A 22938-nucleotide genomic window follows, 5' to 3' on the forward strand; every position below is an offset into this window, starting at 1 on the left:
GTGCGCAACTTTCTACTACAAAACGTTTGGAGCACTCGGCCACAGGCCGACGGGGAACCTCATGACGCAAGCCAATAACGCCGTATACACCGATCTGAGTGTTGACGATCTGGTCAAAGAAGCCCTGCAGCGCGGTGAAGGCGTGCTTGCCGATACTGGCGCACTGGTCGTAGAAACCGGTCACCGTACCGGCCGTTCGCCAGTCGACCGTTTCATCGTTGAAGAGCCTTCGACCCAGGACGCCATTGCCTGGGGCCCGATCAATCGCAAGTTCCCGGCCGACAAGTTCGATGCCTTGTGGGCTCGCGTCGAGGCGTTCAACAACGCGCAAGAACATTTTGTTTCCCACGTGCATGTAGGGGCCTCCGAAGACCACTACCTGGCCGTGAAGATGACCACCCAGACTGCCTGGCATAACCTGTTCGGTCGTTGCCTGTTCATCAACCCGGCCCAGTACAACCCGGCCGGCCGTGACGAGTGGCAAGTGCTCAACGTGGCCAACTTCGAGTGCGTGCCTGAGCGTGACGGCACCAACTCCGACGGTTGCGTGATTCTCAACTTCGCCCAGAAAAAAGTGCTGATCGCCGGCATGCTTTACGCTGGTGAAATGAAGAAAGCCATGTTCTCGGTGCAGAACTTCCTGCTACCGGCCGCCGACGTACTGCCGATGCACTGCGCCGCCAACATTGGCGAAGCAGGCGACGTGACCCTGTTCTTCGGCCTGTCCGGCACCGGCAAGACCACCCTGTCCGCCGACGAAAGCCGTTACCTGATCGGTGACGACGAACACGGCTGGGGCAAGGGCGTGGTGTTCAACATCGAAGGCGGTTGCTATGCCAAGTGCATCGACCTGTCGGAGAAGAACGAGCCGGTTATCTGGAAAGCCATCAAGCACGGCGCGGTGCTGGAAAACGTCGTCATCGACGAGGCCAAGCATGCTGACTACAGCGATGTCAGCCTGACCCAGAACAGCCGTGCCGCCTACCCGCTCGAGCACGTGGCCAAGCGTTCCGAGAAGAACCTCGGCGGCGAGCCAAATGCTGTGATCTTCCTGACCTGCGACCTGACCGGCGTACTGCCGCCTGTGTCGATCCTCAGCGAAGAACAAGCGGCCTACCACTTCCTGTCCGGCTACACCGCACTGGTGGGCTCGACTGAAATGGGTTCGGGCAGCGGCATCAAGTCGACTTTCTCGACTTGCTTCGGTGCGCCATTCTTCCCACGCCCGGCCGGTGAATACGCCGAGCTGCTGATCAAGCGCATCCGCGGCTTCGGCTCCAAGGTCTACCTGGTCAACACCGGCTGGACCGGCGGCGGCTACGGCGTCGGCCAACGCTTCAACATCCCGACCACCCGCGGCGTGATCGCAGCGATCCAGAGCGGCGCATTGATCGGCGTTGAAACGCAACACCTCGACACCATCAACCTGGACGTGCCATTGGCTGTACCGGGCGTTGAGACCGGCCTGTTGAACCCACGTAACACCTGGGCTGACAAGGCTGCCTACGACGAAGCGGCGAAGGCGCTGGCGGGTCTGTTCATCGAGAACTTCAAGAAGTTTGACGTGAGCGATGCGATCAAGGCAGCGGGTCCGAAGTTGTAAGATTCGGTCGTTGTGAAAAAGCCGCCCCCTGTGGGCGGCTTTTTTGTGCGCGAACGGTCAGTTGGCGCCTGCCGCTGTTTTGCCGGTTAGCTCAAGTTTTCCAGCGTCTGCGTGTCCCAGCTGTGGGTTTTGATCGCCAGATAAAGCATGCCGATGGTCAGCGGCACCTTTTCGCCACGCCCCTTGGCCCGCCGCTTGAGGAACACATCAAACACCGGTGGGTTGAAGTAACGATAAGTGTCGTAGTCGCCCAGATCGAGGGCGAATTCCTGCTCCAGTGCTTCCATGAGTTGCTTGGCTTCACTGCCGTCGCAGCCCAGGTCGAAGTTGAGTGAGGTCTGCAGGCGAATGGTCTTGTGTTTGGGCAGGCCGATTTCTTCGTGCAGCAGTTGCAGGAGTTGCTGCATGACCGGGTCTTCGGGGAAGTTGGGGGCGAGGTTCATGGTGGGAGCACGCAGGAGTGGGTGAGGGGGACGGTCGCGTTTGAGGCGAAATTTGTTTCGGGTGATGAAGAGTGCCAAGCCTATCAAGAATAGAAGAACAGGCAGGAAGGGCATTCTAAGGATTACTGCTACGTAGGGTAGTAGGAAGGTGAAAATCAGGCCGGTTGCGAGAAATGTGATTGCCAAGCGCTTTCTGAGCGTGCAGTCGGTTATTTGGTAGTGCAGCACAAGGTAGAACCCGAGGAAACACATTAATTGCAGGTAGAAATTCATCGCTTCTGAGGTCCCGTCGCTTCGAGTGTTCGGGTATCCCAGCGTTTGGCTTTGACGGCTTGATAGAGCATGTGGATGGTTAGCGGGATCTTTCCCTCGCAGCCTCTTTCCACGAGTCGTAAGTACGCATCAAAACCTCGGTGCTTGAAGTAGCGGTTGTTTTTATAGTCGCCGAGGTTTATGCCGAAATATTGTTTCAGCGCTGCCATCAGTTGTTTTGCCTCGACGCCGTTACAGCCGAGATCATGGTTGATTGAGGTATTGATGGTTATGATTTGGTGTTTGGGCAGACCTACATCTTCATGAATTAGCTGCAGAAGATGGAGCATGACAGGATCGTCAGGAAAACCGGGGGCCAGGTTCAACGTTGGGGCGACGAGTAGCGGGTGAGTTGACCTGATTCGACTGTAGCGGTCGCGGTCCAAGAACAATCCTGAGCCTATTAGGATAGCGCCTATCGGGATGCTGGGAAGTTGGATTTCAGTTATCCAGTAAGGGAGCCATATTGAACAGATCAGCCCCGCAGCCAGTAGGGACAGGCCTGCGTATTTCCTGAGGTTATGGGATCTGATTTTTTTGACAAGGACAATGTCCAAAACGATAAAAACGATCCATTGAAGATATTCAATCATTGGGCTTAACCGCCTAGGAACGGGACGACAATGGCAGACATGGAGCGTTGAGGGCCTATCCCGCCTTCGACCTGGGCTTCAATTCCAATGACCATGTCGCCAGCGTGGTAGCTACGGATGATGCTTTTGATGATTAAGCCCACCGTGGTGCCAACGACGCGTGCTACAGGTTTTGAAAGCGGGTGAATGGGCGCACCGAAGGCCCCTGCCAATAATAAGGCGACGATGGTCCCGCGTTCGTTAAGCAGATCGGCTTGTTGCCGGGTCAGCGGCTTGGAAATCGCGACAGTCATCTTGCAGGGCAAATCACGAGCAAACATCTTTTCATAAAGATCCACTAGTCGATAGCGCACCTCGTTTGCTGAAGCACCGGCTTCTAACAAGCAAAGGTTTGCCAGAGCATGCTTGTGAGTGGGGAGAACGGTAAGGCGAATGACCGTGAAGGTGACGCCGTAGTGGCCGATGTGTTGAGTCCTTTCGATGTCCATGGATTTTTGCCGAGGCAGTTGAGAGATCAATAGTTTCGGCCATGCGAAGGGGGGTTATGTAGAGGATTGGGCGGGTGTTTTAAGCAGTTTGGGAAGGGGACTACGCAGTAATAGATAGTTTCTTACGGAGGATTCCCGCATTTTCAATTTCACCGAGATTTGCAGGGCAAAGCCAATCAATTGTGGGAGTCGGGCTTACCCGCGATGGCGGTGGGTCAGGTATAGAAATATAGCCTGAAGTTTCGCCGTCGCAGGCAGGCCCACTCCCACAGTTTTAGCTGTGTGGCTGGCTTGGTTGTGTTTGCTTAATAGCTGGTTTAGCCGTTCGTGGTTCGATCAGGCACTGACAGGCCTACTGATACACCCTGGATGATTTTCGCCGCTTCCGGCGGGATGCGTTCCGGGGTGCAGAACAGTGTGCTGCCTTTCTGGATGTTGACGCTGCGCAACTCGCCAGCCCAGTCGTAGATGTCGTCGAACAGCGTGCGGTGGATGTGTTGCAGGCGGTCGAGGTCGTAGGGCGGTTACGCAGGACGCCGCTACCGGGGTAGCAAGGCTTGATTGTAGCGAAATAAAATCACGTCACATTTTGTATAAAAAGTCCGCAAGGGCTCTAAATTCAGCGTATGTTTCACCGCAAAATCTTGTAGGACGATCCCGTCCACTACTTAAAGGGAGTTAAGCATGGGTTTGCTTCGTGTCGCTTCGGCGATGTCATTGTGTGCAGTGGCTTTTTCGATCCAGGCCGAGCAGTTGCCGATCGAGGTGCTCAGTGCGGTGGTCAAGGACCAGAAAATCGCCGACGCCGAAGTCCTGCTGCAACGTAACGGCGCACAGAACGTAGTGGGCCGCACCAACGCCCAAGGCCAGGTGACCCTCACCAGCGAAGCGGCCGATGATGCCAGCAACCTGTTGATCATCAAGAAGCCCGGCTATTCCAACCTGGTAGTGAAGTGCCCCTGTGCCGGCATGACCTACGCCATCAGCCCGGTGATGGAAAACCTCGACGGCCTGCGTGTGGTGCTGACCTGGGGCAAGACCCCGCGCGACCTCGACTCGCATATGATTTTCCCCGGCAATAACATCTTCTTCCGTAACAAAAAGGGCACCGACGCTGAGTTGGATGTGGACGACACCGACAGCTATGGCCCGGAAACCATTACCCTGCAGAAGAAGCACTACGGCGAAAGCTACGTGTATGCCGTGCATGACTACTCCAACAGTGGTTATCCAAACTCGAACGAGTTGTCCAACAGTGAGGCCAAGGTGTTTGTGTACATGGGGCAATCCCTGGTACGCACCTACTACGTGCCGCAGAACCGCGCGGGCAACCTGTGGACCGTATTCCGCATGACCGGTAGTGGCGACTTCCAGGACATCAACACGTTCACCGGTGTGAGAGTCGGTGCCGAAGACGTACTCAATGAGGTCAAGCCGCTGCTGGACGACAGCGTGGCCGTCACCGCAGTGGCTGTCAGCTCGTCGGTACAAGCGGATGCGAAGAAGCTGAACCTGAAGGGCGAAGCAGCCTACCAGGCAGGTAACCTGGACCAGGCCATCGACCTGTTCCGTCAGGCCATCGACCTGGACAATAGCTTCGGCAAAGCCTACGGCAACCTGGGCCTGGCGTATCAGAAGGCCGGCAACACCGCCGAGTCGATCTGGGCCAACCGCAAGGCCATCGCCCTGGCGAACGGTGCCACTGCCGCGACCGTGCGTGCCGGCGCCTACTACAATATTGCGCGGATCTACGAAGCGGCGGGGCAGTTCGCGGATGCGTTGCGTCACTACCAGTTGGCCAAGGAACAGAAGGCCAATCCGGTGTATGACACGGCGATCGAGCGTGTGCAGAACCGCTGATTTAGCTGTAGGGCCGTTCTAAGGTGTGGGAAGGGGGTTGCTCCCGATGGCGGTAATTCAGTCGGTTGATTTCTGACTGATACACCGCCATCGGGAGCAATCCCCTTCCCACATTTGGTTTGTGATGTTCCTACTTACACAGTCGAACTTGTCACATTTGGCCCAAGGCCATTGCCCCAGCCTGTGTATCATCCTGTCTCTTTTTTCCTTGCGACCTATCTCGATTCGCTGAGCGTCCCAGGCTATGTTTTTGAGCCACCTTCAGCGGTCAATGGAGTGACAGCTTATGCACGACACCCTCCAGCAGGTCTTTGGTTATCCACAATTTCGTTTGGGCCAGGAAGCCGCGGTCAGCGCCGTACTGGCCGGTCGTTCGGCGGCAGCGATTTTTCCGACCGGGTCGGGCAAGTCCCTGTGTTACCAGCTGTCGGCGGTGTTGCTACCGCACCTGACGCTGGTGGTGTCGCCGTTGCTGGCGCTGATGCAGGACCAGTTGGGTTTCCTGCAACGCCATGGCATCTCGGCCGGCAGTATCGATTCGGCGCAAAGCCGCGATGAGGCCAATGAGGTGATGGCGCGCGCGCGCTCGGGCGAGTTGAAAATCCTGATGATTTCCGTGGAGCGCTTGAAGAACGAGCGCTTTCGCAACTTCCTGCAGAGCGTGCCCATTTCATTGCTGGTGGTGGATGAGGCGCACTGTATTTCCGAATGGGGCCACAACTTCCGTCCGGATTATTTGAAGCTGCCGGACTACCAGCATCAGTTCAATATCCCACAAGCGCTGCTGCTGACGGCTACAGCGACGCCCAAGGTGATTGCCGACATGCAGGCCAAGTTCGCCATTGCACCTGACGACGTGATCACCACGGGCTTCTACCGGCCGAACCTCAACCTGTTGGTAGAACCGGTGAGCGGCGCGGACAAGCGTCGGCGGCTGGTCCAATGGATGAACGAGCGGCCCGGCCAGCCGAGCATCGTCTACGTCACCTTGCAGAAAACCGCCGAGCAGATCGCCGAGCACCTGAATCGCCATGGCATCCAGGCCGAGGCGTATCACGCCGGCTTGCCCCACGATAAACGCGAGGGCATCCAGCAGCGTTTCATGGGTGGGCGCTCCAATTGCATCGTCGCCACCATCGCGTTTGGCATGGGCATCGACAAGAGCGATATCCGCAACGTGGTGCATTTCGACCTGCCCAAATCCATCGAAAACTACAGCCAGGAAATCGGCCGCGCCGGGCGTGACGGGCAACCCTCGGATTGCCTGGTGCTCGCCAACCGAGACAGCCTCAATGTGCTGGAAAACTTCGTGTACGGCGACACGCCCGAGCAGGAGGGCATTCGCCGTGTGCTGGACGAGTTGCAGGCCGCGCGAGGGGACGGGCAGTGGGAGTTTCTGCTGCGCTCGCTGTCGGACCACAGCAACATCCGCGAGCTGCCCCTCAAGACGCTGCTGGTGCAGTTGGAACTCAAAGGCGTGATTGCGCCGCGCTACGCGTTTTACGCCGAATACCGGTTCAAGTACCTGATCGAGCCCGAGGCCTTGTTGGCGCGGTTTTCCGGGGAGCGGCAGGCGTTTGTCGCAGCGATCGTCCAGGTGTGCAAGCGGGCCAAGACCTGGGCGACAGTGGATTTCGACACGCTTTATCAACAGCACCAGGCCGAGCGCAATCGCGTGGTGAAAGCGCTGGATTACTTCCAGGAGCAGGGCCTGATCGAGCTGGAAAGCAAGCAGATGACGGAGGTCTACAGCCTGCTGAAGACCGATTTCGATCCGCAGGTGTTGAGCGCCGAGTTATACACAGGCTTCAAGCAACACGAGGTCACGGAAGTGGCACGGATTCACGCCATGCTCGACCTGTTCGCCACCGAACACTGCCTGGGCCAGCGCCTGGCCCGCTATTTCGGTGATGAACATGCACCGCAGCGCTGCGGGCATTGTTCGGTGTGCCACGGCCATGTCGCGCATTTGCCGGCGCCGCCGAGCCTGGCGCCGCTTGTGGATAAAAACTTCATGGGGCTGTGCGGTGATTTTATCCACAGGCATCATGAGTACTGCGGCCAACTGCCCGGCGCCGAGCGGCTGACGCGGTTCCTGGGCGGTATCAGCGTGCCGCTGTTCACCAAGTTGAAGGCACGCGGCATCCCTGGTTTTGCTGCGCTGGAGGACTACCCCTACGCCGAGGTACGCGAGTGGGCCGAAACCCATTTGAATAACCTGTAAACCCACTTTGACGAGACGCGCCGATGCCTGACTCCATGCCCCAACGCGCCGATTACCGGCACTTCCAGCCGATCATTACGCGCTGGCACGACAATGATGTGTATGGTCATGTGAACAACGTGACCTACTACAGCTTCTTCGACACTGCGGTGAATACCTACCTGATCGAACACGGTGGCTTGGATATTCATGACGGCGAGGTGGTGGGGTTTGTGGTGAGTTCGGCGTGTGATTACTTTGCTTCCGTCGCCTTTCCCGAACGCATCGAAATAGGCCTGCGGGTCGGCAAGTTGGGCAACAGCTCGGTGCAGTATGAGTTGGCGGTGTTCAAGGCAGGCGAGGAGGACGCCTGTGCGGCAGGGCGCTTTGTGCATGTGTTCGTGGATCGGGGGACGAACCAGCCGGTGACGATTCCGGGGATGTTGCGCGAGGCGTTGCAGCGGTTGGTGGCCTGACTGTGGGAGGGGGCTTGCCCCCGATAGCGGTGTATCAGCCAGCACATGGGTGACTGAAACTCGGCTATCGGGAGCAAGCTCCCTCCCACAGTGTTTCTTCAGTGTTCTTTAGATCTGATCAATCACGGTAGTGATGCTTGTTCTTGCGATGGCCATAGGCATGGCCACGGCCAGGGTGACCATCCCGGTAGTAGCGACGGTCGTCACGGCCACGGTAACGACGGTCGTCGTCATCGCTCTTGTTGCCCATGTAGTTGCCCAGCGCGCCGCCCGCGCCGCCGCCAGCGGCTGCGCCGATCAGGCTGCCGGTGGTGCCGCCCATGCTGCGGCCTACCACGTTGCCGCCCGCTGCGCCCAGGGCGCCGCCAATGGCTGCTTCGCCGCGGCTGCGCTTGTCAGCGCCGACCGCACTGCCGCCCGCGCCGCCCAGGGCTGCACCGATGGCTGAACCGGTATTACCGCCGACCTGCTGGCCGACAACCGAACCGAGTACCCCGCCCAATGCGCCGCCTACACCGGCTTCGGTGGTGCCACCGGCCATGGCTGCGCCACTGACCAGGCCAAGGGACAACAAGAGAATCGAGGAGAACTTCATAGAGAGACCTCAAGAGGATGACGGCGCGATCCTGAGGCTGTGTCGACATTGTGACAATAGAAATCCGACCAGTAACACGACTTGTACACAATTCTCTAACTTACTGTTTTAGCTAGGGAACTTAAGTAATTTTGGCGGGTCTGTAATTACTTCGGAACGGCCGCTTTTATGCAAAAGCGGCCTTTTTTGTGCCTGGAATTTACGCCGAGCGCGCCATGATCAGGCCATTGTCGCTCGCCGCTTCCAGACGGATCGCCACAAATTTCGACGTCGGCGTATGGCTGCCATCCCCGGTGCTTTCCAAGGGCACCAGCGGGTTCACTTCCGGGTAGTAAGCCGCTGCCTGCCCCGCCGGAATATCGAACGCGAGCAAGGTGAAGCCTTTTACGCGGCGCTCACGGCCGTCTTCCCACAGCGACACGATGTCGGCCTTTTGCCCCGGCTTGAAGCCCAGGCGGATGATGTCGGCTTCGTTGACGAACAACACGTCGCGTTGACCTTTGACCCCGCGATAGCGGTCGTCCAGGCCATAAATGGTGGTGTTGTACTGATCGTGGGAGCGCATCGACTGCATGATCAGGTCCGGCACGTGCCCGGTGGCGTGGGTGCGTTCGTGGATCAGGTCCTTGGGCAGGACGTTCGGGCGGAAGTTGGCGCGGCCCGAAGGCGTGTTCCAGCGACGTGCCCCGGCGGCGTTGCCCAGGTAGAAACCGCCCGGGTTTTTGATCCGCTCGTTGAAGTCCTTGAAGCCTGGGATGGTGTCGGCGATCAGCTCGCGAATACGTCCGTAGTCGCCCACCAGCCAGTTCCAGTCCACCGGTTGGCTGCCCAGGGTGGCGGCGGCGATGCCGGCGAGAATGGCCGGCTCGGATTTCATCCGGCTCGACAGCGGTTGCAGCTGGCCGTTGGAGCCGTGGACCATGCTGAACGAGTCTTCCACCGTCACCGCCTGCGGGCCTTCGGCCTGGATGTCGATGTCGGTGCGGCCTAGGCACGGCAGGATCAGCGCGTCTTTGCCGTGCATCAGGTGGCTGCGGTTGAGCTTGGTGCTGATCTGCACGGTCAGGTCGCAATTGCGCAGGGCTTCGAAGGTGCGCGGGCTGTCCGGGGTGGCTTGGGCGAAGTTGCCGCCCAGGCCGATAAATACTTTGGCGCGGCCTTCCAGCATGGCGTGGATCGCCTCGACCACGTTGTGCCCGTTGGTGCGCGGCACCTGGAACTGGAAGCGCCGCTCCAGGGCGTCGAGGAACGCCACCGGCGGCCGTTCGTTGATGCCCATGGTGCGGTCGCCCTGCACGTTACTGTGGCCGCGCACCGGGCACAGGCCGGCGCCCGGGCGGCCGATATTGCCGCGCAGCAGCATCAGGTTGGCGATTTCCTGGATGGTCGGCACCGAGTGACGATGCTGGGTGATGCCCATCGCCCAACACATGATCACGTTCTTGCCTTTGGCGTACATGCGCGCCGCTTGCTCGATTTCCACCAGGGGCAGGCCGGACTGCGCGACGATTTCTTCCCAGGAGGTGTCGTCGATCTGGCCGAGGTAATCGAGCACGTGGGTGGTGTGTTCGTTGAGGAAGTCGTGGTCGAACACCGCTGCCTTGCCTTCGGCCTGGGCCTGGCGCTCCCACAACAGCAGGAACTTGGCCATGCCGCGCAGGATGGCCATGTCGCCCCCCAGCGCCGGGCGGAAGTACGCGGTGTTGGTCGGCTTGTCGCCGTTGGTGAGCATTTCCAGCGGGTGTTGTGGGTGCTGGAAGCGTTCCAGGCCGCGCTCTTTCAGCGGGTTGATGCACACCACCTGAGCGCCGCGTTTCACCGCTTCGCGCAGCGGTTCGAGCATGCGCGGGTGGTTGGTGCCGGGGTTCTGGCCCCAGACGAAAATCGCGTCGGCGTGTTCGAAGTCGTCAAAGGTCACGGTGCCTTTGCCGACGCCGACACTTTGCGCCAGGGCCACGCCACTGGCTTCGTGGCACATGTTCGAGCAATCCGGGAAGTTGTTGGTGCCGTAGGCGCGCACGAACAACTGGTACAGGTACGCCGCTTCGTTGCTGGCGCGGCCCGAGGTGTAGAACTCGGCCATGTCCGGGCTCGGCAGGGCGTTGAGGTGCTGGCCGATCAGCTCGAACGCCGCCTCCCAACTGATGGGCTGGTAACGGTCGGTCTGTGCGTCGTAGCGCATCGGCTCGGTCAGGCGGCCCTGGTATTCCAGCCAATAGTCACTTTGCTCCAGCAACGCGGTGACGCTGTGCTTGGCGAAGAACGCGGCATCGACGCGGCGTTTGGTGGCTTCCCAGTTGACTGCCTTGGCACCGTTTTCGCAGAACTTGACCATGCCGCTTTCCGGCGAGTCGCCCCAGGCGCAGCCCGGGCAGTCGAAGCCGCCGTTCTGGTTGGTCTTGAGCATCATGCGCAGGTTTTTCAGCGCGTTGTCGCTGGTCAGCCATGCCTGTGCCACGCTGATCAGCGCGCCCCAGCCGCCCGCCGCACCCTTGTAAGGCTTGTAGCGCGGGGTTGGGGTTTGGTCGGCTTGGTGGTGATTGCTCATGGCTGTTTCTCCATCGCAGGGCTGTAGACCCGCGGCGCACTTTTCTGCGGCAGGTGGATGAGATTGAGGTTGTGCCGGCGTGCCCATTGCAGGGCCAGGCCGGTGGGCGACGACAGGCTGACCAGGGTCTGGATGCCCGCGCGCAGGACTTTCTGGATCAACTCAAGGCTGCAACGGCTGGTGACAATGGCCAGGCCGCCTTCGCTTGGAATCCGTTGGCGGATCAGCGCGCCGATCAATTTATCGAGGGCGTTGTGTCGGCCGATGTCTTCGCGGCCCAGCAGCAGTTCGCCCTGGTTGTTCATGAACACCGCCGCATGCACCGCGCCGCTGTGCTGGCCCAGAGGCTGGAACGCGCTGATGCGCTGGCGCAGGCCGTCGAGCCACTCGGCCGGCGGCAGGGGCGCGCCGGGCAGTACCTCAAGGTCCGGCAGGGCGTGTTCCAGCGCTTCCACGCCGCACAACCCGCAACCGCTGGTACCGGCCAGTTGGCGGCGCTGCTGCTTGAGGTTCCAGAACGCGCGGCTGGAAATCTGCACCTGAGCGTACTGGGCAGAGCCCGTGCCGCTGAGTTTCAGGTCATAAATGTCGCTAACGTCGGCGATAATGCCGCTGCCGATACTGAAGCCTACAATGAAGTCTTCGAGGTCCGTCGGCGTCACCAGCATCACGGCCTGGCTGATGTCGTTATAGGCAATCGCCAACGCCACTTCTTCCGCCAACGCGGTGCTGGCGACTTCCGTGTGTTCGAGCGTGCAAAACTGGTAGCTCTGGCTGGCGGCGGGCGCGGGCGTTTGAACAGCGGGCGCCGCGCAGACTGGGCGCTTGGCGTTCATGAGGCAGTACCGACGGCGGATGGGTCAGTGTTTAGACTAGGCGCGACAAAGCGTCGCGTCTAATTGCCAGTACTGATCTACCGATAGATGACGTCGATCAAGACTCGGTTTGCGATTTCTGAAACAGCGCGAAACACGCTTCCGCCAACGCAGAGCGCGGGGCGCTGCGGCGCATGATCAGCCCCAGGCGCGCCAGGGTGTGGGCGTCTTCGATCGGTTGCAGGCGCAGATGCTCGGTCAGCGCGTCCAGGCCACCGTCCAAGGGCATCACCGCACAGCACAGCCCGCCGTGGACCGCTTGTAACAACTGATGGACCGCGTCGGTCTGCAACAACGGTTGCGGGTGCAGGCCCCGGCTATGGAAGTTGTGATCGATGGACTGCCGGAAGTGCATGCCGCTGGTGAGCATGCCCAGCGGCAGTTCGATCAGGGCTTCCCAGCTCAGGGGCTTTTCGCCGAAGCTGAAATAGCGTTGGTCGTACAGCAGGCCCATGCGGGTTTCGCCGAGGGCCAGGGAGTCGAAGCGCTCGTTGTCCAGGCGGTCGAGGTAGGACACGCCGAGGTCCAGGCGATTGCTCGCCAATTGTTCGAGGATCTGTTCGGAGCTGAGGGCCGACAGCTCAAAGCGCAGACTTGGGTGTTCTGTGTGCAGTTGTTGCATCAGCGCCAACGGATCGAAACTCGACAGCGGCACCACGCCCAGGCGCAACGTCCCCACCAGGTTGCCGCGGCAGGCTGCGGCTTCGGCCAGCAGGCCGTCATACGCCGCCAGCACCGTGCGCGCCCAGGCCAGCACGCGCTCACCTGGGGCGGTGAAGCCTTCGAAGCGCTGGCCACGGTTGACCAGTGGCAGATCGAGTTCTTCTTCGAGGCTGCGCAGGCGCATCGACAGGGTCGGCTGGGTGATATGGCAACGCGCGGCCGCCTGGCCGAAGTGGCGCGTCTCGTCGAGGGCGATGAGGAATTTCAGTTGCTTGATGTCCATCTTCGCTCCAGGGCTTATTCCAATGGCGGGGGGATTCTAGCGTGTTTGGGTCTTTAGGCGGCTGGGAACCCAGATCTGTTGGGCTGGTCTAGTCTTTGGCATCTGGAACTCAAACCCAAGGAGAGAGCAGCATGAGTATTTTTAGCTTTGTTAAGGAAGCCGGCGAAAAGTTGATCGACCTGTTGACGCCGGGTAATGCGAACGCCAGCGAGCAGTTGAAAGAGCATGTGGCCAAGGTCGGTCTGGGTAATCCGAACGTACAGACCACGGTTGACGGCGACAAGGTGACCGTGACCGGCGAAGTTGCCAGCCAGGAAGAGAAAGAGAAGATCCTGCTGGCGCTGGGCAATATTGCCGGGGTCGCGAGTGTGGATGACCAGATCAAGGTCACCGACCCCGCACCGATTGTGGCGGCGCGTTTTGTCGTGGTGAAAAAGGGCGACACCCTCAGCGCGATTTCCCTGGCGGTGTATGGCAACGCCAATCTGTACAACAAGATCTTTGAGGCCAACAAGCCGATGTTGTCGCATCCGGACAAGATCTACCCGGGGCAGACGCTGCGCATTCCCGAGTAGTACACGCGGTAAACCTGTGTGGGGGCTTGCTCCCACATGGGTTCAGAGTCCGACAATGAGATCCCGATAATCCTCGACTGCCGCAAATTCCCCGGTGTCCTTTGGCCCTTTTTTGCTGTCCGGCTCTTTCACCGCCAGCAAATGCCCCACGCCGAAGTCCCTGGCGCTGCGCAGGATCGGCAAGGTGTCGTCGATAAACAGGCTGCGCGCCGGGTCGAAGTCGATATCGGCCTGCAGGGCGTCCCAGAACTGTGGGTTTTCCTTGGCGAAACCGTAGTCGTGGGAACTGATCATCCGCTCGAAATACGGCGCCAGCTCGATGCGTTCCATCTTCAATGACAGTGAATCACGGTGCGCGTTGGTGATCAGGATCACGCGCTTGCCGGCCTGTCGGATCGCCGCCAGAAACGTATCGGCATCCGCACGCAGGGCGATCAGGTGGGCGGTTTCCTGCTTGAGTTCGCGCACCGGGATTTTCAGCTCGGTACTCCAGAAATCCAGGCAATACCATTGCAACTGGCCGGCGTTACGCTCGAACAGAGGCTGCAACTCCATTTCGGCCATGGCACGGCTCACCCCGTGCAACTCGGCGTAGCGTTGGGGCAGGTGTTCCATCCAGAAGTGGTTGTCGTAATGCAGGTCGAGCAGGGTGCCGTCCATGTCCAGCAGAACGGTGTCGATGGCGTGCCAGGGCAAAGAGGGCATGGGGCGTTCTCACGTAAGTAAAGATATCCGACACAGACAATCGGAAAAGCCACGGTATAGTAACCCGATCACCCCAAGGAGCCGCTTATGCGCCAGAAACCCACCGTCCTCTCCCGCGAAATAGTCGCCAGTAGCCGTTTGTTCCGCGTGGAAGCAGTGCAATTGCGCTTTTCCAACGGCGTAGAACGGACCTACGAGCGCCTGGTGGGGCGCGGTGCCGGCTACGGCGCGGTGATGATCGTGGCGATGATCGACGCCGAGCATGCGTTGCTGGTGGAGGAATACTGCGGCGGGACCGACGAATACGAGCTTTCGCTGCCCAAGGGTTTGATCGAGCCGGGCGAGGATGTGCTGGCGGCGGCGGACCGTGAACTCAAGGAAGAAGCCGGCTATGGCGCACGCCAGTTGGAGCACCTCACCGAGCTTTCGCTGTCGCCTGGCTACATGAGCCAGAAAATCCAGGTGGTACTGGCCACCGATCTGTATGAAGAACGCTTGGAAGGCGATGAACCCGAGCCGATGCGTGTAGACCGGGTCAACCTGCGCGAGCTGGCGCAACTGGCGCAAAACGAGCAGTTCAGCGAAGGCCGTGCCCTGGCCGCGCTGTACCTGGTACGAGACCTGTTGACCCAGCGTGGAGTGTTCAGCGCATGAGCGAATTGTTTTTAGGCCACCCATTCATTGCCCCGGTGATCGAGCTGGCGCGCCAGGCCGGTGAAGTCATCATGCCGTTCTGGCGCGCCAATGTGGCCGTGACGTCCAAGTCCGATAATTCACCCGTGACGGCGGCCGACCTTGCCGCTCATCATCTGATTCTCGCCGGCCTTACCGCGCTGGACCCGAGCATCCCGGTGCTTTCTGAAGAAGACGCCGATATCGACCAGAACGTGCGTGCCGGCTGGCAGCGCTGGTGGTTGGTGGACCCGTTGGATGGCACCAAGGAATTCATTTCCGGCAGCGATGAATTCACTGTCAACGTCGCGTTGATCGAACAGGGCCGCGTGGTGTTTGGCGTGGTGTCGATGCCCACCAGCGGCCGTTGCTACTTTGGCGGCGCGGGCCTGGGGGCGTGGCGCTCCGATGTGAACGAAGCGCCCAGGCCGATCCAGGTGCGCCTGGCCCCGGCCGCCGGCGAGGCGTTTACCGTGGTTGCCAGCCGCCGGCACAGCAGCCCTGAGCAGGAGCGTTTGCTCCAGGGCTTGAGCGAAGGCTTGGGTGAGTTGAAGCTGGCGAATATCGGCAGCTCGTTGAAGTTTTGCCTGTTGGCCGAAGGCAGTGCCGATTGCTACCCGCGCCTGGCGCCGACCTCCCAGTGGGATACCGCCGCAGCCCAGGGCGTGCTCGAAGGTGCGGGCGGCGAAGTGCTGGAGTTGAGCGGCGAGCCGTTCAGCTATCCGGCGCGGGAATCGTTGCTGAACCCGTTCTTCCTGGCGCTGCCGGCCAAAGCCGCGTGGCGCGAACGCCTGCTCACCCTGGCCCGCACTTAAGGCCTCAGCAGATCAAAATGTAGGGGGTGCTTGCACCCACTTTGTTTTGTGGCGCGGCGGCTAGCGGTGCAGGACGTACTGGCCGCTGAAAACCACCGCCCGCTCGTCACTGCCGTCATTCACAATCCACGTTTCCAGGGTCAACCGTGCGCGGCCATGGCGCTTGTACGTCGCCACAAAGCGCTTCCACACGTTCTCCTCCGGCGCCTGGCAGATCACGGTCGCGTCTCGTGTGACCGGCAGCGGGTAACTGATCTGCCCTTCCTGGATCACGATATGCCCGTCTTCAATGCCTTCTTCACGCAACTGCAAGTGCAGCCAACCCCAACCCGCCAAGACCGCGCCGCAATACAGGCTGCCGCCGAACATGGTGCTCTTGTGGTTGATATTGGCTTGCAGGGGCAAGTGCAGTTGCAATTGGCCGTGTTGCCAGTCGAGCACCTTGAGGCCCATTTCCCGGGTGAGGGGGATGTCGTGGTGGAGGATAGATTCCAGGTAACGGCTGTCGCGGCTCATGGCGGCCTCTTGGCGGATAGGGTGGGTCATTCGTCGTCGCTGCTGTGGCTGGCGCTGTCGGCAAAGTTGAGGCCGTGCTTGCGCAGTTTGTCATGCAGGGTCTTGCGCGGTACGCCGAGGGCTTCGGCGAGGCTGCGCAGGGAACTGTGGGGGCGGCTCAGTTCGGCGGCGATCAGGCTTTTTTCGAACTGTTCGACTTGTTCGCTCAGGCCGCCGGGGGTGGAGGTCAGCAGGCCGGCGGAGAGATTGTCCGGGGTGTTGTCCAGCGCCAACTCCAGGCCCAGGGCGAAGCGCTCGGCGGCGTTCTGCAATTCCCGCACATTGCCCGGCCAACTGTGGCGCAGCAGCAGTGCGCGCTGGCCCGGCTGCAATTCGTGCAGCGGCAGGCCATGGCGGCTGCTGGCTTCGTCGGCAAAGTGCTGGAACAGCATCAGCGCATCTTCACCGCGCTCACGCAGCGGCGGAATGCGCAACGGTGCGACGTTGAGGCGGTAATACAAGTCGGCGCGGAAGCGGCCCTGGTCGGCGGACTGGCGCAGGTCTTCCTTGGTGGCGGCGATGATGCGGATATCCAGCGGGATCAGTTGATTGCCGCCCAGGCGCTCGACCACGCGCTCCTGCAGCAGGCGCAGCAGCTTGACCTGCACATCCAGGCTCATGCTTTCGATTTCGTCGAGGAACAATGTGCCGCCGTTGGCGAATTCGAATTTGCCGATGCGGCGTTTTTGCGCGCCGGTAAAGGCGCCCGGCTCGTGGCCGAACAGCTCGCTTTCGACCACCGACTCGGCGAGCGCCCCGGCGTTGATCGCCACGAAAGGCCCGCTGCGCCGGCTCGACAAGTCGTGCAGTGCGCGGGCGACCACCTCTTTGCCGGCGCCGGTTTCGCCGAGGATCAGTACATCGGCCTTGGTTGCCGCCAGCGCGCCGATCTGCTCGCGCAGGCGCAGCATTTGCGGGGAATGCCCGACCAGGCGCGTGCTCAATTGCTGGCGATCGCTGAGGGCCAGGCGCAGGCTGCGGTTATCCAGCACCAGCCGGCGCAGGGCCAGGGCGCGGCGCACGCTGTCGAGCAGGGCGTCGCTGGCGAACGGCTTTTCGAGGAAGTCATACGCACCGGCACGCATGGCCTGCACCGCCAGCGGTACATCGCCGTGGCCGGTGATCAGCAGCACCGGCAGCTCCGGGTCCTGGCCGTGCAGCTCGGCCAGCAACTCCAGGCCGTCCATGCCGGGCATGCGGATATCGCTGACCACCACGCCCGGCCAATCCCGCGACAGCTGCGCGGTGAGGCCGGTGGCTTCGCCCAGGGGCAGGACTTTCAGCCCGGCCAGGTCCAGGGTCTGGCACAGGGCCTGACGCAAGTGTGGATCGTCGTCGATCAACACCACCTGAATCTGGTTATCGATACTCATACACTGCGGTCCTCGGACGGTTGCAGACTGACGCCCGGCGAGCCGGCACGCAATTTCAAGGTTAACAGCGCGCCGCCTTGCTTGTGGTTGGCAAACAGCAGTTCGCCACCAAAGGCACGCATCAAGGTGTCACAGATCGCCAGGCCCAGCCCGAGGCCCTGGGTGCGGGTCTTGGTGGTATAGAACGGCTCGCTGGCGCGTCCCAGGGCTTCCATGCAAAACCCCGGGCCGTTGTCGCGAATGTACAGGTTGACGCCCTGCTCGGTGGTTTCGGCACTCAGCCAGAGTTTGCGCGGCGGGCCTTTTTCGGTGAGGGCGTCGAGGGCATTGGCCAGCAGGTTGCCCAGCACTTGGCGTAGGCGGGTTTCACCGGCCTCGACCCACAAGGTCGCCTCGGGCAAATCGCGGATCAGCTCGACTTCCATCGCGCGCCGCCGCTTGGCCAGCAACGCCAGCGCGTCGTCCAGCGCCGGTTGCAGGGCGACGCTTTCCGGCGCATGCCGATCGCGGCGGGCGAACGCGCGCAAGTGGGCGATGATCGAGGCCATGCGCCCGGTCAGCTCGCTGATCAGTTTGAGATTGCCGCGCGCGTCGTCGGTTCGCTCGTGGTCGAGCAGGATTTCGGCGTTTTCCGCGTAGCTGCGAATCGCCGCCAGGGGTTGATTGAGCTCGTGGCTGATGCTCGCCGACATGGTGCCCAGCGCCGACAGTTTGCCCGCCTGCACCAGGTCGTCCTGGGCGCGCACCAGTTCCTGCTGCGCATGTTCGCGCTCCAGCACTTCCTGTTTCAGGCGCCGGTTGAGCCCTTCCAGGTCGCTGGTACGCTCGGCCACGCGCATTTCCAGTTCGCGTCGGGCCTTGGCTTCGAAGGCGATGCGGTCCAGGTAGTGTCGACGGCGCTGCATCATCAGGCCCAGCAGCAACATCAGCACCAACAGCGTGGCGCCGCCCACCGCGACCACGGTGCGTACCGGGCGGTTGATCAACGATTGTGGCGCGAGGATCTCCACGTTCCAGCCGGTTTCGGCGATGGCCGTGGATTGGCGCAGCCAGGCCGTCGGGCTCAAGGCCAGCGGTTGCGGATCGCGGGTCGGGTAGGGCTGGATCGCGATGATCGCCTGGCGCTCTTCGTCTGTCAGTGGCCGGGTGGCGCGGAACCGCCATTGCGGGCGCGAGGTCAGGATCACGACGCCGTTGTGGTCGGTGACCAGCAGTTGCTCGGGGGTGTTGCCCCACAGGCTTTCGGTGTGGTCCAGGTCGACCTTGACCACCAGCACACCGATGACTTTCTCGCCATCGCGCACCGCGGCGGCGAAGAAGTAGCCGCGTTTGGCCGAGGTAGTGCCCAAGCCGAAGAACCGGCCCAGGCGCCCGGCCATGGCTTCGCTGAAATACGGGCGGAACGAGAAATTGCGCCCGACGAAGCTGTCTTGCTTGTCCCAGTTGGACGCAGCGAGGGTCTTGCCGGTGGTGTCCATCAGGTACATCACTTCGACCCCGGCCTGGGCGGCGACGTCCTTGAGCAACAGGTTGGCGTTGGCCAGGTTGGTACTGACCTGCGGTGCCGCCAGCGCAGTGCGCAGGGCTGGCAAGTCGCCGAGGATCTGCGGCAGCACTTCATAGCGGTGCAGGGTGCCCAGCAGGTTGGCGACGTACAGGTCGAGGGTCTGGCGGTTCTGCCCGGCCAGTTCGCTGCGGTAGTAGCGCTCGGCCAGGTGCTCCAGCGGCCACAGCAGCGGCGCCAGGCACAGCGCCAACAGGGCGAGGCTGCGCCAGCGGGGTCTTCGCGGGAGGGGTGGGGTCATGGGAGTCATGCGCCTGAGGGTACAGGCGCATTATGCCTAGTGCTGCTGTGCAAGACACTCGCGCAATGCGTCTTGCCACAGCGGCTGGCTGACCTGCCACTGCTGTTGCAGGCGGCTGCAATCGAGGCGCGAGTTCAGTGGGCGCCTGGCCGGCGTCGGGTAGGCGCTGGACGGGATCGCTTCCAGGTCGGCGCAGGGTTTGCCTGTGGCGCGCAGGTGCTCGCCAATCGCCTGGGCGAAGCCGAACCACGACGTTTCGCCTTGGGCGGTCAGGTGATAGATACCCCAGTCGCCCGCTTGCCCGGCCTGCCAGCGCTCGATCAACGCGCGGGTGCTGTTGGCGATGGTGCCGGCCCAGGTCGGCGCGCCGATCTGGTCGGCGACGATCCGCATCTGCGGTTTTTCTTGCAGCAGACGCTGCATGGTCAACAGGAAGTTCTTGCCGTGAAGGGAGTAGACCCAACTGGTGCGCAGGATCAGGTATTCGCCCCCCACTGCCACGATCGCCTGCTCACCGGCGAGCTTGCTCTGGCCGTAGACGCCCAGCGGGTTGGGTGTGTCGGCTTCGGTGTAGGGCGCAGGTTTACTGCCGTCGAACACGTAGTCGGTGGAGTAATGGATCAGCGGCACGCCCAAGGCCTTGGCTTCTTCGGCGAGAACGCCGGGCGCGGTGGCGTTGATCGCGAAGGCCGCGTCCGGCTCGCTTTCGGCCTGATCGACCGCGGTGTGGGCCGCGGCGTTGATGATCAGGTCGGGGCGATGGGCGCGCACTTGCTGGCGGATCTGGTCGACGTGAGCCAGGTCCAGTCTGTCGCGGCCCAGCACGATGAGTTCGCCCAGGCCCAGGAGTCGTTGTTGCAGCTCTTGGGAGAGTTGGCCGTGTTGGCCGGTGATCAGGATCTTCATGGGAACAGGTCGGCTTCCATCAGCAGTTTGCCGGCCTGGTCCTTGGAGGACAGTTGCGGCGGTTCGGTCAGTTCCCAGTCGATGGCCAGCGTAGGGTCATTCCAGAGGATGCTACGCTCGGCGCTCGGTTGGTAGTAATCGGTGGTCTTGTAGAGGAATTCTGCGTAGTCGCTCAACACCACGAAACCATGGGCGAAGCCTTCCGGCACCCACAGTTGGCGGTTGTTCTGTGCCGACAGGCGCACGCCGACCCATTGACCGAAGTTCGGCGAGCTGCGACGAATGTCGACGGCTACGTCGAGTACTTCGCCGGCAATGACACGCACCAGTTTGCCCTGGGTATGTTCAAGCTGATAGTGCAGACCCCGCAGCACGCCTTTTTGCGAGCGTGAGTGGTTGTCCTGCACGAAGTCGCGCTGCAGCCCGGTGGCCGCTTCAAAGGCACGGGCATTGAAGCTTTCGTAGAAAAAACCGCGCTCATCACCAAACACTTTCGGTTCGAGGATCAGTACGCCGGGCAGTGAAGTTTGCACTACATTCACGGGTGTTCTCCGGCCAGCGAGTACAGGTATTGGCCATAACCGGTCTTGCCGAAGTACTTGGCGCGTTCCAGCAGATGGTCACGATCGATCCAGCCATTTTCGTAGGCGATTTCTTCGAGGCAGGCGACTTTCAGCCCTTGGCGGTGCTCGATGGTCTGCACATAGGTCGAGGCTTCAAGCAGGCTGTCGTGGGTGCCGGTGTCGAGCCAGGCAAAGCCACGTCCAAAACGCTCCACATGCAAGTCGCCGCGCTTGAGGTAAGCGTTGTTCACGTCGGTGATCTCCAGTTCGCCACGGGGCGAGGGCTTGACCGACTTGGCGATCTTGATCACGTCGTTATCGTAGAAATACAGGCCGGTGACGGCATAGGGCGACTTGGGCTTGGCTGGTTTTTCTTCGATGGACAGGGCGCGGCCTTCCTTGTCGAAGTCGATCACCCCAAAACGCTCCGGGTCCTTGACCCAGTAGCCGAATACTGTCGCCCCGGACGGGCGTTCGGCCGCGGTGCGCAGTTGATCACCGAAGTGTTGGCCATGGAAAATATTGTCGCCCAGGATCAGGCACACCGGATCGTCGCCAATGAATGCTTCGCCAATGATGAAGGCTTGAGCCAAACCGTCCGGCGACGGCTGCTCTGCATAGCTGAAACGCACACCGAACTGGCTGCCATCCCCCAGCAGATTGCGGTATTGCGGCAAGTCCACCGGCGTGGAGATCACCAGGATGTCCTTGATTCCCGCGAGCATCAGCACCGAGATCGGGTAGTAGATCATCGGCTTGTCATACACCGGCAACAGTTGTTTGGACACGCCCAGGGTGATGGGGTGCAAACGGGTGCCGGAGCCGCCGGCCAATACGATTCCCTTCATCATGCAAGCAGATCCTTCATGTCGGTATTGCCCAATCGTTCGCCCTGATAACTGCCGTCCTGGACCCTGCGGCACCATTCCAGGTTATCGAGGTACCACTGCACGGTTTTGCGCAGCCCGGTTTCAAAGGTTTCTTGCGGGACCCAGCCCAACTCGCGTTCGATCTTGCTGGCATCAATGGCGTAGCGCTGGTCGTGGCCGGGGCGGTCCTTGACGAAGGTGATCAGGTCGGCAAAGTGCGCGACACCGGCCGGGTGTTGCGGTGCCAGCTCTTCCAGCAGGGCGCAGATGCTGCGTACCACGTCGATATTCTTCTGCTCGTTGTGGCCGCCGATGTTGTAGGTCTCGCCGACCACGCCTTCGGTCACCACCTTGAGCAACGCACGGGCGTGGTCTTCGACGAACAGCCAGTCGCGGACCTGCAAGCCGTCGCCGTAGACTGGCAACGGCTTGCCAGCGAGGGCGTTGAGGATCACCAGGGGGATCAGCTTCTCGGGGAAATGAAACGGCCCGTAGTTGTTCGAGCAGTTGGTCAGCAATACCGGCAGGCCATACGTGCGCTGCCAGGCGCGAACCAGGTGGTCGGACGCGGCCTTGCTGGCCGAGTAGGGCGAGCTGGGGGCGTAGGGCGTGGTTTCAGTGAACAGATCGTCCACGCCGTGCAGGTCGCCGTACACCTCGTCGGTGGAGATGTGGTGGAAGCGGAACGCGCTCCTGGCCGGCTCTGCGAGCGTTTGCCAATACGCGCGGGCGGCTTCCAGCAGGCTGTAGGTGCCGACAATGTTGGTCTGGATAAAATCCGACGGGCCGTCGATGGAACGGTCGACATGGGACTCGGCCGCCAGGTGCATGATCGCCTGGGGCTCGAAGCGCGCGAGCACGGCGCTGACGGTGGCCTGGTCGACGATATCGGCCTGGACGAACTCATAGCGGCTGTTGGACGCGATGCTGGTCAGCGACTCCAGGTTGCCGGCGTAGGTCAGTTTGTCCAGGTTGAGCACTTCGTGCTCGGTGTGTTGAATCAGGTGGCGGATCAGGGCAGAGCCGATGAAACCAGCGCCGCCAGTGACAAGAATGCGCATGTTCGGAGGGCCTTTTCCTTGGACGGACGTTAAGCGGATGGAGCATAGCTTGAGTTGTGCGGCAGGGTCGCGCAAGCACGGTATGCGAAGGGGTTGC

Annotated in this window: 22 protein-coding genes and 1 pseudogene; 7 read left to right on the top strand and 16 right to left on the bottom strand. The window is 61.2% G+C overall.

The window, feature by feature from the left end:
• Positions 1-61: 61 nt before the first annotated feature.
• Positions 62-1603 carry a phosphoenolpyruvate carboxykinase gene (locus tag NR164_RS20250; RefSeq protein ID WP_017848568.1) on the top strand — a complete coding sequence of 514 codons (1542 nt, stop codon included), beginning with the start codon at positions 62-64 and terminating at the stop codon, positions 1601-1603.
• An 86-nt stretch (positions 1604-1689) separates the two neighbouring features.
• On the opposite strand, the gene NR164_RS20255 is transcribed toward NR164_RS20250, so the two are convergent.
• The 4 genes and pseudogenes from NR164_RS20255 to NR164_RS20270 all read right to left on the bottom strand — a co-directional run.
• Positions 1690-2046 (bottom strand): DUF1493 family protein, encoded by a 357-nt coding sequence (locus NR164_RS20255; RefSeq protein WP_017848567.1) that lies wholly within the window; start codon positions 2044-2046, stop codon positions 1690-1692.
• A 269-nt stretch (positions 2047-2315) separates the two neighbouring features.
• The gene (locus NR164_RS20260) at positions 2316-2744 is read right to left on the bottom strand and encodes a DUF1493 family protein (RefSeq protein WP_231590006.1); all 429 of its coding nucleotides are present in this window, start codon (positions 2742-2744) and stop codon (positions 2316-2318) included.
• A gap of 212 nt (positions 2745-2956) precedes the next feature.
• Positions 2957-3439 (bottom strand): hypothetical protein, encoded by a 483-nt coding sequence (locus tag NR164_RS20265; protein WP_079442635.1) that lies wholly within the window; start codon positions 3437-3439, stop codon positions 2957-2959.
• Positions 3440-3804: 365 nt separating this feature from the next.
• Positions 3805-3963, bottom strand: a pseudogene (locus NR164_RS20270) (Fic family protein); the annotation flags it as partial.
• A 160-nt stretch (positions 3964-4123) separates the two neighbouring features.
• On the opposite strand from NR164_RS20270, the gene NR164_RS20275 reads away from it, so the two are divergent.
• From NR164_RS20275 to NR164_RS20285, 3 genes are all read left to right on the top strand, one after another.
• A complete protein-coding gene (locus NR164_RS20275; RefSeq protein WP_017848566.1) occupies positions 4124-5299 on the top strand; it encodes a tetratricopeptide repeat protein in 1176 nt (391 codons plus the stop codon).
• Positions 5300-5585: 286 nt separating this feature from the next.
• On the top strand, positions 5586-7523 hold the full coding sequence (locus tag NR164_RS20280) for an ATP-dependent DNA helicase RecQ (RefSeq protein ID WP_256823179.1): 1938 nt from the start codon (positions 5586-5588) through the stop codon (positions 7521-7523).
• Between the two features lie 23 nt (positions 7524-7546).
• On the top strand, positions 7547-7978 hold the full coding sequence (locus NR164_RS20285; RefSeq protein ID WP_102617764.1) for a thioesterase family protein: 432 nt from the start codon (positions 7547-7549) through the stop codon (positions 7976-7978).
• Between the two features lie 118 nt (positions 7979-8096).
• Here the strand turns inward: NR164_RS20285 and NR164_RS20290 are convergent, their stop codons facing one another.
• The 4 genes from NR164_RS20290 to NR164_RS20305 form a co-directional block, all read right to left on the bottom strand.
• Complete coding sequence (locus NR164_RS20290) at positions 8097-8573, bottom strand: glycine zipper domain-containing protein (RefSeq protein ID WP_017848563.1); 477 nt, start codon at positions 8571-8573, stop codon at positions 8097-8099.
• A gap of 199 nt (positions 8574-8772) precedes the next feature.
• A complete protein-coding gene (locus tag NR164_RS20295; RefSeq protein WP_256823180.1) occupies positions 8773-11121 on the bottom strand; it encodes an FdhF/YdeP family oxidoreductase in 2349 nt (782 codons plus the stop codon).
• Entirely contained in the window at positions 11118-11957 is an 840-nt protein-coding gene (gene fdhD / locus NR164_RS20300; protein ID WP_046385046.1) for a formate dehydrogenase accessory sulfurtransferase FdhD, read from the bottom strand. Before fdhD ends, NR164_RS20295 begins: the two co-directional genes overlap by 4 nt.
• A gap of 97 nt (positions 11958-12054) precedes the next feature.
• Positions 12055-12942 carry a LysR family transcriptional regulator gene (locus tag NR164_RS20305; RefSeq protein WP_017848560.1) on the bottom strand — a complete coding sequence of 296 codons (888 nt, stop codon included), beginning with the start codon at positions 12940-12942 and terminating at the stop codon, positions 12055-12057.
• A gap of 131 nt (positions 12943-13073) precedes the next feature.
• On the opposite strand from NR164_RS20305, the gene lysM reads away from it, so the two are divergent.
• A complete protein-coding gene (gene lysM / locus NR164_RS20310; RefSeq protein ID WP_046385045.1) occupies positions 13074-13517 on the top strand; it encodes a peptidoglycan-binding protein LysM in 444 nt (147 codons plus the stop codon).
• Between the two features lie 42 nt (positions 13518-13559).
• Here the strand turns inward: lysM and yrfG are convergent, their stop codons facing one another.
• Positions 13560-14222 carry a GMP/IMP nucleotidase gene (gene yrfG, locus NR164_RS20315; RefSeq protein ID WP_046385044.1) on the bottom strand — a complete coding sequence of 221 codons (663 nt, stop codon included), beginning with the start codon at positions 14220-14222 and terminating at the stop codon, positions 13560-13562.
• 87 nt (positions 14223-14309) lie between these two features.
• Here yrfG and nudE point away from each other — a divergent pair, with 87 nt between their 5' ends.
• Together nudE and cysQ are read left to right on the top strand one after the other, a co-directional pair.
• The gene (gene nudE, locus NR164_RS20320) at positions 14310-14876 is read left to right on the top strand and encodes an ADP compounds hydrolase NudE (RefSeq protein WP_017848557.1); all 567 of its coding nucleotides are present in this window, start codon (positions 14310-14312) and stop codon (positions 14874-14876) included.
• Positions 14873-15709 (top strand): 3'(2'),5'-bisphosphate nucleotidase CysQ, encoded by an 837-nt coding sequence (gene cysQ / locus NR164_RS20325; RefSeq protein ID WP_256823181.1) that lies wholly within the window; start codon positions 14873-14875, stop codon positions 15707-15709. The genes nudE and cysQ overlap by 4 nt, the downstream gene beginning before the upstream one ends.
• 60 nt (positions 15710-15769) lie before the next feature.
• Here cysQ and NR164_RS20330 read toward each other — a convergent pair whose 3' ends face one another.
• From NR164_RS20330 to rfbB, 7 genes are read right to left on the bottom strand one after another with little or no spacing between them, the layout of a single operon-like run.
• Positions 15770-16225, bottom strand: coding sequence for a thioesterase domain-containing protein (locus tag NR164_RS20330; RefSeq protein ID WP_079442638.1), 456 nt, complete (start codon positions 16223-16225; stop codon positions 15770-15772).
• Between the two features lie 26 nt (positions 16226-16251).
• Positions 16252-17637, bottom strand: a complete 1386-nt coding sequence (locus NR164_RS20335) for a sigma-54 dependent transcriptional regulator (protein WP_046385041.1) — start codon at positions 17635-17637, stop codon at positions 16252-16254.
• Entirely contained in the window at positions 17634-19442 is a 1809-nt protein-coding gene (locus NR164_RS20340) for an ATP-binding protein (RefSeq protein WP_046385040.1), read from the bottom strand. Before NR164_RS20340 ends, NR164_RS20335 begins: the two co-directional genes overlap by 4 nt.
• A gap of 36 nt (positions 19443-19478) precedes the next feature.
• On the bottom strand, positions 19479-20348 hold the full coding sequence (gene rfbD / locus NR164_RS20345) for a dTDP-4-dehydrorhamnose reductase (RefSeq protein WP_079442639.1): 870 nt from the start codon (positions 20346-20348) through the stop codon (positions 19479-19481).
• Complete coding sequence (gene rfbC, locus NR164_RS20350; RefSeq protein ID WP_046385038.1) at positions 20345-20890, bottom strand: dTDP-4-dehydrorhamnose 3,5-epimerase; 546 nt, start codon at positions 20888-20890, stop codon at positions 20345-20347. Before rfbC ends, rfbD begins: the two co-directional genes overlap by 4 nt.
• Positions 20887-21762, bottom strand: coding sequence for a glucose-1-phosphate thymidylyltransferase RfbA (rfbA, locus tag NR164_RS20355; RefSeq protein WP_256823182.1), 876 nt, complete (start codon positions 21760-21762; stop codon positions 20887-20889). The genes rfbC and rfbA overlap by 4 nt, the downstream gene beginning before the upstream one ends.
• On the bottom strand, positions 21759-22841 hold the full coding sequence (rfbB, locus tag NR164_RS20360; protein ID WP_046488737.1) for a dTDP-glucose 4,6-dehydratase: 1083 nt from the start codon (positions 22839-22841) through the stop codon (positions 21759-21761). The genes rfbA and rfbB overlap by 4 nt, the downstream gene beginning before the upstream one ends.
• Positions 22842-22938: the final 97 nt, after the last annotated feature.

The sequence above is a fragment of the Pseudomonas sp. Pse79 genome (assembly GCF_024519615.1).
Classification (GTDB): Bacteria; Pseudomonadota; Gammaproteobacteria; order Pseudomonadales; family Pseudomonadaceae; genus Aquipseudomonas; species Aquipseudomonas veronii.